Raw genomic sequence first — 12,178 nt, forward strand, 5'->3', positions numbered from 1 at the left:
TTCAGGGGGCGGGAGCCGGGCTTGGAGGGTACAGTGAATCCCGCACGCGGGAAACGGCAAACAGGGCATAGCCGGTGCCGTAGAATTTGTGGTAGTTGTACAGGGGGTAGTCCCACCAGGAACCGTCCTTTTCCTGCATGGGCAGCAGGTCGGCCGCCAGATGGGAGGCGTGGCGCTTCAGGCGTTCCGCAGGCACTTCGGAAAGGCAGCGGGCGGCATAATAGTAGCCGTAGTAGAAGAAGTAGCCCGCATTCTGGGCAAAGCTTTCATGCGGGATGGGCTTTTTCACGGCCAGTGAAAGCCATCCTCCGCGGCTCCAGATGCGTTCCAGGCCGTCTTCCAGCTGAAGCCTGGAAATGAAGTCCGGATCATACTGGATCAGGGCCAGATCCCCCGCCGGGGTGCGGGCCAGGCTGCCGGTGTGGCGGTTGATGGGCCTGCCGGGGTAGAAGGAGTGGGAGAAGGAATAAACGTAGCTCCCGGCGGGAGTGCGCAGTTTTTCCAGCCCGGCCACCGCCCGTTTGAGGATGCGGGGATCAGGCTTGAGGCCGAAGGCCCGTTCCGCATCCTTGTAGGCGATCAGCACCGTGGCGGTCAGGAAGGAGGTAGGTTCTCCGATAGGGCGTTTGGAGAAAGTCTGGAACGTGTAATACCCCCAGCCGCCCTGGACGTCCGCCATCTGGTCCAGCGCTTCCACTTGCAGTGCCGCTACTTTTTTCAGTTCCGCATACCGGGGGGAGTCTTCCGGAAGGCCCCGGGCCGCCCTGCACAGGGCGGAAAGTCCGTAGGCATGCCCCCAGACGCCGAGCACGGTGCGCGTATCTCCGCGTTTCAGGGTGGGAAGCGTGGTAAGCAGGTACTGGATAGCCTTGTCCAGAGCCGTTTTCACGACCGGGTCTTCCTTCAGCGGGCTGGCGAGCAGGCCGATGACGCACAGGGAGGTGGAGGCGGTCCTGAATGACCTGGGGCCTTCCGGGTAGGGGCAGATGACGTTCAGCCCCTTGGTGAGCGTATGGCTTCCCCAGGAGCCGTCTTTGTTCTGGTTGCCCAGCAGGAAATCCGCCGCCTTGCGGATGGAGGCGTCCAGTTTTTCCCGGGAGGGCGGCGGAACGTCCGGCACCTTGGCGATGGGGATGGTGTCCCTTTTCTCCTTCTTTGCCGTATTTTCCGGTTGCGCGGGAGCGCAGAACGCCGTGCAGGCGCCCAGGGCGGCGAGAAGGAGGATAGCCTTGTTCATGGCAGTCCGTAGGGGCTTACGCCTGCTGGTCCTTGATCGTCACCTGGACGGGAAGGCCGGGGGCGAAGATCTGGCTGGCGGGAACCTTGGGCGTGATGATGATGCGCCGCTTGCCGTCGGCACCCGGAATGGGGCTGGCTTCCGTGATCACGCCCGGAATCTGCATGTTCGTCACCTTGATGATGACAGTTTCCCCTACCTTGGGCGTGGCGGTGGAATCCGGCAATGTGGCCTGAACGATCAGTTCCGAATCAGGGGGGACAATGGTGGCTATTTTATCAAAAGCTTCCAGCTTGCCGCCGGGTTTCAGCTTTTCCGCCACCGGAATGGCTACCCATTTGTCCGCCACGTAGCCGCCGTAAAGCAGGATGCCACTTTCCGGCGCCTTGAAGGCGGCCATTTCCCGGTCCGCTTTCAGTTCATTGTACTTGTCCTGGAGGCGGCGCAGGGAGACTTCCGCTTCCGTCAGGGCTATCTTTTTCTGTTCCAGGTCAAAGTCCGCCTGTTTTTTGGCTTCCGCCAGGTCTGTCTGCTTTTCCCTGACCGCGGTGGCGTAGTCTTCCCCCAGGCGGTGGATGTTGCGCAGCTTGGCAAGTTCCGCGACGAGCTTGGCCCCCTGCACGGCAAATTCGCTTTCGCCCAGTTCGTTTTTCAGGCGCTTCAGGATGATCTCTTCCGTTTCTTCCGCCACCTGGTCGTCCTTGTACATCTTGGTGAGCTGGTTCAGCTCCTCCTGCTTGTAGGACATGTGGCGCAGGGCCCGGTTCACGCGTTCCTCCTCTTCCGCCAGCATGCGGGCCTTCCGCTTTTCCAGAAAGTCCTTCTGGTCCTCTTCCGTGCGCGTCAGGGCGGTCTGGTATTTTTGCAGGGCCATGGCGGAGCGTTCCTTCTGCTGGTCCAGGGCGTAGCGGAGTTTCAGCACTTCCAGGTTCTTGCTTTTAATGGTGCGTTCGTAGTCCTCAATGCTCCTGTCCAGAATGCGGAAGTCGGCCTGCGCCACGGATTCCCCCTTTTTTACGGAACTGCCCTGGGACATGATGCCCAGGAGGAAGATGTCTGAGGTTCCCTTGGGGGAGAAGGAAATGGATTTGGTATTCTTTTTGGGCAGCAGGATGCCCGGGGCGATGGAGTCCGCCATGGCGGGGACTCCCATGAGGAGGGCGGCCAGAAGGCCGGCGGTGGTGAGGGATATGCGCTTCATATGGAATGGTGAAATCAGGACTGGTGGGCGGAGAAGGGGACGAAACGCCCCTTCTTTCCAAGAAGAACGGTGTGAAAGGTGGTTTTCTTTCCTTTATGTGAGGCAGGCACGGCTTCCGTGCTGACTTCAAAGCCCGCTTTTTGCAGGGTGCGGGCCAGGCGGGTGTCCGGCCGGGCTATGGTGATGACCAGCAGGCCGCCCTGCTTGAGCGCGGCAAAATAGTCGGAAGCCTCCGCCACGGTCAGGTTCATGCGCTCATGCGTGGAGCGGCACAGGATGGCATGGAAGCTCTTCGGGTTCTTGCGGGCCACCTGGAGCGCGGAAGTAAATTCCACGCTGACGCGGGGATCATGCAGAAAGCCGGGGCGTTCCTTATCCAGCAACTGCTCATGCCAGTCCACGAGCTGTTTGCAGGGTTCCCCCACAATGAAGCTGGCTTTTTCCCTCTGCACCTGGTCCATCAGGGCAAACAGGGTGAATCCCAGGCCGAGGCCGTCCAGGAGAAAAGAGGGCTGGTTGGCCCTTTTTACCGGGGCTGCGGCCATGGCTGCGGCCGTTTCATTGCTTCCATGGGAAAAACTGGACGCCATCTGCATGCCGTCACGGAGAAGAAAATGAAAGCCGTCCCGTTCCCAGAGTTCAAGAAGGGAACCGTCAGGCAGGCTGGTGGAAGCTAATTTGGTAATGGGTTTCATATGAAATAATGCCGGATACACAGCGTAGGAAAGAACGCTTTTCAGGGCAAGTCCGGACAGCGTGTTTAGGATGGAATACGGTTCAATTTGAAAAAAATTGCACGGAATTCAGGCTTTGCGCATTCTTTTTCTTGATTTACGGACGGAAATAAGCGAGAGCTATCGTTCAGCACAGCTATTTTTTCCGATATGAGTAATCCACCTCCCCCCTCCATTCCGGGCGGTACTCCGCCCCCGCCCAGCATCCCGACTCCGCCGGCAGCTCCTTCCGTGCCCAGTGCACCGGCAGCTCCCGCGGCGCCTCCCGTAGCCGGCGCTCCTGCGGCTCCCGCCGCTCCGCCTGCCGCCGCTGCGCCCACCATCCCCCTGCGTCCCGCCGGACTTGGCGGCGGCATCAAGCTTGGCGGCGGGTTGAAGACGGTTGCTCTTGGTTCCGCCACCACGCCCATCACTCCTCCTGCCGGTGCGGCCCCCGCCGCCGCTGCGCCCACCGTTCCCCTGACGCCTCCCGGCGCAGGAATGGCTACCGCCCAGCTTCCGCAGGCCACCATCGGGCTGAATACCGCTCCTGCGGCCGCTCCCGTTTCCTCCACTTCCTTTACGGCCAAGAAATTTGAAGAGGATACGCAAGCCGCCCCCAATACGCTGCTGAATGTCCTTTCCTTCGTGGCCCTGGCTTTTGCGCTGATTTTTGTTGGTTACCAATACTTCACGGATACTCTGGAATCCCGCAGCATGACGGGCTGGCTGGGCGGCGATTCCAAGCCCGCCGCCGCGGCTCCCTCCGCCGCTGATGAAGAAGCAACGGAGGATACGGCTGCTGACGAGCCTTCCGATGACGCTTCCTCCGACACAGCCGCTGACGAGTCTTCCGACAGTGCGGATGCAGAAGAATAAGTGAACGTAATCCTTGTTGAACTACTCTAAGCGGTACTATGGCAAACGTATTTTCTGAAGCAAATTTTGAGGACGAAGTTCTTAAGTCCGACATCCCTGTGCTTGTCGACTTCTGGGCTACATGGTGCGGCCCCTGCCGCATGATCGCCCCGATCATTGACCAGCTCTCCACGGAACTGGCCGGCAAGATCAAGGTGGGCAAAGTGGATGTGGACGCCAATAACGGCCTGGCCGCTACCTACGGCGTGCGCACCATCCCCACGCTCCTGATTATCAAGGATGGGGAAATCATGGACACGATGGTGGGCGCCTCTTCCAAGGACGCCATCATGCAGCGCTTGCGCCCGTTCATGTAACCGGACTGGTTATTCATTCAAGGCGGCCTGTTGCGGATTCACCGTGGCAGGCCGTTTTTTGTATAAGGGATGGGCCTGAATGATCCTGATGCAGGGAAGGGGAACGGTCGCCTTTCCTCCAGTCCGCGTGATTCCTTTTTTCTTGGCAGAGCCGTCATGGGAGAATACATTGTCAGTATAAATCCCGCGCCGCGGGATAGCCCTCAACTCCTTTTCCGTGATGCGCTTCATCTCTTCAGTCCTGTCTCTTTTTTCCGCCTGCTGTCTTCTTTCCGCTGCATGGGGTGCGGGGGACATTGCGCCGGATTTGAAGTCCGGTGCGTTCTGGAATCTGCCTCAACCGGATTTGTTCGGAAAATATTTTAACGGGGAGTCCGGAGGCTGGGTGGACAAGGGAAAAACCCAGCTGCGGATTGCGAAGCCTGCGATCAAGCTGGGAAAAATGTCCCTGGGGGAAATGCTGGTGCATTGGAAGGAGGGCGTTCCCCAGTCCATGACCATCATGATGTATAACAAGGGGGACAACGGGGCCATTGACAAGGAAGAGTTTGAAAAGCGCCTGGACCATATCCGGGAGGCCCTGACCGGGCTCACCGGTGTGCAGCCCAAGGAATACCGGGCCTCCCGCCGGGAGGCGGTGGTGAAAGTCAACGGCTGGTCCTGGAACTGGGACAAGGGGGCGATTGCCCTGGAGATCAATACGTCCAGGGAGGGCAGGGAATTTGAAGCGGAATTCATCCGGTTGAAGGCCGGCCCCACGGAGGCTTCCATTGCGCGGGGAGACACTTCCTCCCGCGCCAGGAAGGCTGACGTGAAACAGCATGTCAGGAAGGAGGGAAAACGCGTGGTGATCCATGATATTCCCATGGTGGACCAGGGGCAGAAGGGGTATTGCGTGGTGGCTACGGCAGCCCGCATTTTTGCTTATTACGGGATGGATTACGTGGACCAGCATGAACTGGCTTCCCTGGCCAATTCTTCCGCTGAAGGAGGCACCAGCACGAAGGAAATGGCGGAGAACCTGAAAAAGATCGGGGCGCGCTTCCAGATCCGGATCAAGGTGCTGGATTCCCTGACGGATGCCCGGGATTTCAGGAACCTGCTGAAAGCCTACAACCGCGCGGCGTCCAAATTGAAAAAGGAGAAGTTCGAGGATGAATATGACTGGCCCGGCTTCTGGGACAATGCGGACGGGGAAGTGTTGAAACTGGCGCGGGCCGGATCTCCGTCCCAGATGGATAAATGGCTTAATTCCATCAAGCCTTATATCTCGGCGGGCATTCCCGTACTGTGGTCCGTGCAGCTTGGAGTGGTTCCGGAACCGATGCGCATTTCCCAGACGCGCGGCGGGCACCTGAGGCTCATCATCGGCTTTGATGAGGAAAAGAAGACGCTGATCTTCTCGGATTCCTGGGGAGTGGAGCACACGGAGAAGGAAATGCCTTTGGCGGACGCCATTGCCATTACGACGGGGCGGCAGGTCATGCAGCCCTCCAAGTAAAGCGGCTTTGCCTCCCCTTCTTTCCCTGGCTGGAACGCCGGATTATTCTCCGCGCGGGAAGGTAATTCTGCTGGAATGGGAAGGGAGCTGTATTATACTTGCGCCATGATCAGCAGAACATTGGTGAAGCATGCCCTGGCCAGTGAGGCGGAAATACCGGACGTACTGATTCAGGGCTGGGTGCGGACGCGCCGTGATTCCAAGGCCTTTTCCTTTCTGGAGGTAAATGACGGCTCCTCCGTGGCTTCCCTCCAGGTGGTGGCGGATGAAGGCATTCCCGGCTATGAACGGATCGGGGAGATGACTACCGGGTCCGCCGTGAGCATCCGCGGGGCTCTCGTCGCCGGGCAGGGCAGGCAGCGCTGGGAACTGCGCGCCTCTTCCCTGGAGCTGGTGGGGACCGCCCCGGATTCCTACCCCTTGCAGAAAAAGGGGCATACGCCGGAATTCCTGCGTTCCATTGCCCATCTGCGGCCCCGCACCAACCTGTTCGGCGCCGTGTTCCGCATGCGCAGCAGGCTGGCGTTTGCCATTCACCGGTTTTTCCAGGCCAGGGACTTTTCCTGGGTCAGCACGCCCATCATTACCGCCAGCGACTGCGAGGGAGCGGGTGAAATGTTCCGCGTAACGACGCTGGAAGTGGGTGACGCCGCTTCTCGGGACGCCGCCCGTGATTTCTTCGGCAAGGCGGCATACCTCACCGTGAGCGGCCAGCTGGAAGGGGAGGCCTTTGCGTGCGCCCTGAGCAATATTTATACCTTCGGCCCCACCTTCCGGGCGGAGAACTCCAATACCACGCGCCACGCGGCGGAATTCTGGATGGTGGAGCCGGAAATGGCCTTCTGCGACCTGCACGGGGACATGGACATGGCGGAAGCGTTCATCCGCTTCCTGGTCAGCGATGCCCTGGAAAACAGCGCGGAGGAAGTAGAATTCCTGACCAGGTTTGTGGACAAGGGGCTGAAAGAGCGGCTGGAGCATGTGAAGGAAACGCCGTTTGTGCGCTGTTCCTATACGGAGGCCGTGGACATCCTTCTCAGGAGTGGAAAGGCGTTTGATTATCCTGTTTCCTGGGGCATCAACCTCCAGAGCGAGCACGAACGCTTCCTGACGGAAGAGCATTTCAAGTGCCCGGTCATCGTGTACAACTACCCGAAGGAGATCAAGCCTTTCTACATGCGCCTGAATGAGGACGGTAAGACCGTTACCGCCATGGATGTGCTAGTGCCCGGCATCGGGGAAATCGTGGGAGGGAGCCAGCGTGAAGAGAGGCTGGACATCCTGCTGGAAAACATGAACCGCATGGGCATGAATGAGGAGGCGTACCAATGGTATGCCGACCTGCGCCGTTACGGCACCGTGCCGCATGCCGGATTCGGCGCCGGGTTTGAACGCCTGCTGATGTTCATTACCGGAGTGACCAACATCCGGGACGTGCTGCCCTTTGCGCGCACTCCGCGGAACTGTGAGTTTTGACCGGAGCCGCAAACAGCCCGTTTTTCCGTCCGGGGCGGTTCAGGGCGGCCTGGGGCGGAACTCTTGACGCATAAGGCGGGGGAGATTTGTGTGAACTGGCTCCGCGGTAAAAGAAAACCCCGGCTTTTCCTTTCAGGAACAAGCCGGGGGATCAAACCGTTTCTGCGGCAGTGAGGCTACTGCCTCTTTCTTCTTAACAGTAGGGCGCCCAGTCCCAGGAGGCTCAGCGTGGCCGTGGCGGGCTCCGGAACGGTTTCATAGTTCACGAGCACCTTGGTAACGCCGTTTTCCGTGACCTGCGTCACGGTCGCATGAACCTGGGAGTTGCTGGCGATGTTCAGGCCGCTCAGGTCCAGGTTGAGATTGCCTCCCTGCTGGGCGGCTTTGATGGAAGCCAGTTCAATGGTTCCACTTCCGGAAAGGCTGTTCATGTCCAGCGTGCCGGTGAAGGTGACGGTCTTTCCATTGGTCCAGAAGTTGGTGAGGTCCGTGGCAACCCAGGAACCGTGTTCCGCTGCTGAGAAGGTGCCGAAGTCCAGCGTAAAGTCCCGGCCCAGTCCAAAGGCGTTGGTAGATTCGAATACCAGCTGGGAATTGCCGTCCAGCTTGAAGGAATTGACGTTGAGGTCTCCTACCGTGGTGGTGCAGAGCAACGTGCTTCCGGAACCGATCTGGACCGTATTGGTGGCGCCGAAGAAGCCTTGGGCAGTGGACCACGTAATGGTTCCGGCATCTTCTCCAATGACGGCGTTGTCATTGGTGCTGTGCTGCGGGTAATAGCCGTTTGGCGTACCGTTCACGGTCCAGTTATTGGAATCTCCGTAAATCCCGTTTCCTGCCGCTCCGCTCCAGACGTAAGTGGCGGCCTCGGAAATCCCCGCGGACAGGCAGCATAAAATGCAGAATGTAGATAGCTTCATGCTTAACAGATACTTTAACGAGGATACGGATAACGGATTTCCAATCCGGGGTCAATGCAAATGTTTGAAGGAAGACGGCATCAGAAAAACATATCTTTACTACAAGTTTAAAGGAAAAAGTAGCCGTGGGTATTTAATTAATTCATAATCCATTATCCGTGAGATATTTGTTTTCCGGCAAACTGTGAACCGGATTGGAAATCCGTAAGGCCGTTGGCCCTTTATTGGAGAATGCCGTTTTTAAAAGAAAAGATTTAATGCGCGGCGGCATGCCATATGTAAATACACGGAAAACCCTTTCCCGCGCCAGGCGGGAAAGGGCCTACCATAACCAAGTAAAAGCATGCGCTAAAGCGCTCTCCTACTTAGAACGTATAGCTGATGGCGCCGTTAATGCCGTGGGCGGTCAGCTTGTTGCGGGTCTCGAACTGGTAGCAAAGGCGGGCTCCCCAGTTGCTGGAGAACAGCACGTCAATGCCGGCATTCAGGCGGAACGCGGTGCGGCCGACGTTGACGCCGCGGGCGTTCCAGGCTCCGAGGGGCCCGGCGACATTGGATTTCGGGTTCATGCGGCTCACATCCTGCGCCGCGGCTACCGTCAAAGCCGGGGTGATGGTGGTGCCGCCGTCCGTCTGGTAGGCGCGGGCAATCGTGACGCCGACCGGAATGGTCCAGTTCTGGGCCCGGGCATGGCCGAAGGTGCGTCCATAAGGACCGCTTTCAGAGAAGCCCTTGAGCTCGGAGGTCATGAATTCGATACCCGTGTAAGGCGTTACGTAAGCCTTGCCGAGTGCGAAACGTTCCGTCCAGGTACCGTACAGGCCACCGCTGAAGGTATCCGTATCTGCTCTGCCGTTGGCGGCGGAACCCATGATGTAGGAATTACCCTTGAAACGGGAGCGGCCGTAGGCGCCGTAGCCGTCCAGCGTGAACTTGCTGTCCCTGAAGGGATGCATGCGTCCGTAAATCATGGCCAGGAAGGAGTCGACGTCGTAGTCGGCGCCGATGCCCGTCTTGTCCTTGAAGTCACCGAAGCTCTGGCCGGCGGCGATACCGATCAGGGAACCCTGCGCAGCCTTGTAGTCGATGCCCACGGCATAGCCGCCGACATTGTACTTGTAACCGGAAACTCCGTCACGGGCGTCCTGGTCATCCCAGATGCCCATGCCGCCTACCCAGATGTTGCCGTTGCCCTTGGCGATCGTCTTGCGGGCGATCGGGGAGCCCTTGGCGTCCACCACTTCAATGGTGTCTTCCGTCTGGCGCGCCATGGAGGCGGCGGACTGGATGCGTCCCAGGTCGGCGAAGTTCCGTACGGTGCGGCTGGCTGCCCAGGTGAAGTTCACTATATGTTCACCACTGACGGATTGAATAATGCGGGCGGCTTCATCCGCGCTCGTGGACCGGAACAGGTTTTCATAGAACTGGGCGGCGGGAGAACCGGCGGCCACGTTCAGGCGGTTGTTTTCCAGGGCGGCCGCTACGGTGTAAACGTTGCCGTTGTAGCCGGACATGGGGCCGTCAATGCCTTTCATGTTCTGGGTGATGGTGGTGGTGCCTTCCGTCGTTCCCGGAGCCATGGTGGTGTTCAGGAACAGGTTGTTCAGCAAGCGTCCGGAAATGTCCGTGCCGTTCAGCGTGACTGTCACGCTTTCCATGCCCTTCTGAAGTTGGGCAAGCGGGACGGGATTGCCGGTGGCGTCGGATACCTGGATGCCCACGCGGGAATTATCCGTGAATGTGGCGGGAGTGCCGAAGTCCAGCACGGAGCCGTCGCTCAGCAGCAGGGTGGAATCACCGCCGAAGGTGGCGGAAGCCCCCTTCATGGTGGAGTTCTGCGCCAGGGTCACTTGGCCCGTCCGGATGTCGTAAACCGTATCGTCCGTGCCCATCACGGCAGCGCCGATGGACTGAAGAGGGCCGACCTTTCCGGTAGCGGCGTCCACCGTGCCGAAGGTGGCATGGCCGATAATCAGGTTGCCTTCAAGCTGCTGGTAGGTGCCTCCGAACGTGTCGGTGGCTTCGCCACTGCCATAGACGAGGGTGCCTGCGCCGGTCTTCGTCATGACGGTCTGGTCAGCGGCCAGCGGGGCGGCGTCAGCCGTGGGTGCGGCGGCGGGTGCGGTGGAGATGCCGTCATTAATGAAGGTGTAGGCGGCGGCGTCCGTATAAACGTTAATCTGGGTGTTCTGGCCCGCATGCACGGAACCAAGGGCGCCGTTGGACGTATTGTCGGAAAGGACTGCGCCGGAACCGATGTACAGGGTCTGGCCGTCCGCCAGGTTGATGGCGGCCTTGTCAGCGTTGGTGGCGGTATTGCCCACGACCTGAGTGCCGTCTCCGATGGAGATCTGCCCTCCCGCGGTGATGATGCCGTCAGCGGCGGTATTGCCGGTGATGACGCTGTTGTCGCCGATGGCAATATTGTCGTCCGCCGTCAGCGTGGCGTTTCCCTTGACAGTGGTATTGTCGCCCAGCGTGATGCTGCCTTCGATGGTGTCCAGCTTTTCCGTACCCACGACAGTGTTCCAGTTGCCGTCGTCATTGCTGTAGACGGTCTTGTTCAGGTCCACGGATTCCGCGGAAACGGTGGTGCCGTTCAGGACGGAGTTGTCCCCCAGGGAAACATTGCCGCCCTGGGTCTTGATGTCGATGGCTCCGGCCGTGGTTTCGCCAAGGACGATGCCGCCGGAAATGCTGTCATCCATGGAGTCGATGACGGTTTTGCTGTTCTGGTTGTTGGCCGCGTCAAATTGTTCCGTGGTCACGGTGCCGATTCCCGCCGTGGAGGTCACGTCTCCGTTCAGCGTAACTTTGGCATCCGGATTGCTGACGATCTGGCCGGTAGCGGTCACGGTGTCCTGCATGGTGACGTTGTTGCCCAGGACCACGGCCTGTTCGTTGGAATCATTGTAGGTGTCGTAGGTCGTCCTGGTATAGGCCTGGCCTGCCGGGGGCGTGGCGGGGTCTACCGTGTGGGCTGCCTGGCCGGTGACGGTCACGGCTTTTTCCATGGAAACGTTGTCGCCGATGCCTACCTGTCCATTCGTGGAAGTGACGGTGGCGCCGACCGTCTTGGGATTGGCGGCGTCATTCGTGCCTTCGATGGCAATGTTCCTGCCATCAATGGTGGTGGTGTCCGTGGCGTTCGTCACCACGATGTCATTGTCGCTTCCCAGGGGTTCGCTCAGCGTGATGTCGTTGAAGCTGACCTGACCATTAACCAGATCATAGTTGAAATTGACTAATTTGCCGCTGGCGTCCGTCATCTGGACGGTCACATTGCCCGTTCCGGAGATGGCATTGAGCTGGGCCCGTTGTTCCTGGGTCAGCGTGATGTTGTCGGAACCTGCCGGCACGGTGATAGTGATGGTTGAAGCTTCGTTGGAAGCGGCAGCCTGGTTCCAGGCCGTAACGAATGTATCGGCACTGTTGGCTGTGTAGTCGGCTGCGGTAGCAACGGATAAGCTACCGAGGCAGGCGATCACCGCTGCCAGCAGCATATGTGGGAGTCTTAATTTCATGCTTTTTTTATTAGTTTAATGATTAGGTGGTTATGCGTTCGTGACAATCACGGCGCTCAAGAGATTAGATGGTTCTCATTCCGGGCCGTTCAAGGACATGACAAGGGGGAAAGTGATAGAACCTGAAAATGAAATTACTCATAATGAATAACTTATGTATAATCTCTAAATGTGTCATTCATGACGGAGTTTTTAAGCCTGATCATGAACGATAATTCAATGAGGCATCAGGGGAATTCATTTCCAGGACAAATAAAATAATCACATTGATCATAAATGTATTACGGAGTCTTCAGGAGCCTCTTTTATTCGTGCCGGGATTCTGCCGAAATAAGGGGCGTCAACATGTTCAGCGCATGAACGAAAAAAAT

The 12,178-nt window shown here is 58.6% G+C and carries 9 protein-coding genes; 4 read left to right on the plus strand and 5 right to left on the minus strand.

What is annotated here, in order from left to right:
• Nucleotide 1 precedes the first annotated feature (1 nt).
• From HHJ06_RS00785 to HHJ06_RS00795, 3 genes are read right to left on the minus strand one after another with little or no spacing between them, the layout of a single operon-like run.
• On the minus strand, nt 2–1,237 hold the full coding sequence (locus HHJ06_RS00785) for a hypothetical protein (RefSeq protein ID WP_215426905.1): 1,236 nt from the start codon (nt 1,235–1,237) through the stop codon (nt 2–4).
• A 16-nt stretch (nt 1,238–1,253) separates the two neighbouring features.
• Nucleotides 1,254–2,438, minus strand: coding sequence for an HlyD family efflux transporter periplasmic adaptor subunit (locus HHJ06_RS00790; RefSeq protein WP_215426906.1), 1,185 nt, complete (start codon nt 2,436–2,438; stop codon nt 1,254–1,256).
• A 14-nt stretch (nt 2,439–2,452) separates the two neighbouring features.
• A complete protein-coding gene (locus HHJ06_RS00795; protein ID WP_215426907.1) occupies nt 2,453–3,133 on the minus strand; it encodes a hypothetical protein in 681 nt (226 codons plus the stop codon).
• A gap of 270 nt (nt 3,134–3,403) precedes the next feature.
• Here HHJ06_RS00795 and HHJ06_RS00800 point away from each other — a divergent pair, with 270 nt between their 5' ends.
• The 4 genes from HHJ06_RS00800 (at nt 3,404) to asnS (ending at nt 7,363) form a co-directional block, all read left to right on the plus strand.
• Complete coding sequence (locus tag HHJ06_RS00800) at nt 3,404–4,030, plus strand: hypothetical protein (RefSeq protein ID WP_215426908.1); 627 nt, start codon at nt 3,404–3,406, stop codon at nt 4,028–4,030.
• Between the two features lie 38 nt (nt 4,031–4,068).
• Entirely contained in the window at nt 4,069–4,386 is a 318-nt protein-coding gene (gene trxA / locus HHJ06_RS00805) for a thioredoxin (protein ID WP_012419743.1), read from the plus strand.
• A 220-nt stretch (nt 4,387–4,606) separates the two neighbouring features.
• Entirely contained in the window at nt 4,607–5,887 is a 1,281-nt protein-coding gene (locus HHJ06_RS00810) for a C39 family peptidase (protein ID WP_251841359.1), read from the plus strand.
• Nucleotides 5,888–5,995: 108 nt separating this feature from the next.
• Nucleotides 5,996–7,363, plus strand: coding sequence for an asparagine--tRNA ligase (gene asnS / locus HHJ06_RS00815; RefSeq protein WP_343206587.1), 1,368 nt, complete (start codon nt 5,996–5,998; stop codon nt 7,361–7,363).
• A 176-nt stretch (nt 7,364–7,539) separates the two neighbouring features.
• On the opposite strand, the gene HHJ06_RS00820 is transcribed toward asnS, so the two are convergent.
• Nucleotides 7,540–8,283, minus strand: a complete 744-nt coding sequence (locus tag HHJ06_RS00820; protein ID WP_215426911.1) for a PEP-CTERM sorting domain-containing protein — start codon at nt 8,281–8,283, stop codon at nt 7,540–7,542.
• A gap of 365 nt (nt 8,284–8,648) precedes the next feature.
• Nucleotides 8,649–11,807: an autotransporter outer membrane beta-barrel domain-containing protein gene (locus HHJ06_RS00825; RefSeq protein ID WP_215426912.1), complete on the minus strand. Its 3,159-nt coding sequence runs from the start codon at nt 11,805–11,807 to the stop codon at nt 8,649–8,651.
• Between the last annotated feature and the right edge of the window lie 371 nt (nt 11,808–12,178).

It is taken from the genome of Akkermansia muciniphila (genome assembly GCF_018709685.1).
GTDB lineage: Bacteria > Verrucomicrobiota > Verrucomicrobiia > Verrucomicrobiales > Akkermansiaceae > Akkermansia > Akkermansia muciniphila_E.

Bases quoted from the DNA above. Each gene is read 5' to 3' on its own strand.
- HHJ06_RS00825 (WP_215426912.1), bottom strand. From the start codon at position 11,807: ATGAAATTAAGACTCCCACATATGCTGCTGGCAGCGGTGATCGCCTGC.
- HHJ06_RS00820 (WP_215426911.1), bottom strand. From the start codon at position 8,283: ATGAAGCTATCTACATTCTGCATTTTATGCTGCCTGTCCGCGGGGATT.
- HHJ06_RS00810 (WP_251841359.1), top strand. From the start codon at position 4,607: ATGCGCTTCATCTCTTCAGTCCTGTCTCTTTTTTCCGCCTGCTGTCTT.
- trxA (WP_012419743.1), top strand. From the start codon at position 4,069: ATGGCAAACGTATTTTCTGAAGCAAATTTTGAGGACGAAGTTCTTAAG.
- HHJ06_RS00795 (WP_215426907.1), bottom strand. From the start codon at position 3,133: ATGAAACCCATTACCAAATTAGCTTCCACCAGCCTGCCTGACGGTTCC.
- HHJ06_RS00785 (WP_215426905.1), bottom strand. From the start codon at position 1,237: ATGAACAAGGCTATCCTCCTTCTCGCCGCCCTGGGCGCCTGCACGGCG.
- HHJ06_RS00790 (WP_215426906.1), bottom strand. From the start codon at position 2,438: ATGAAGCGCATATCCCTCACCACCGCCGGCCTTCTGGCCGCCCTCCTC.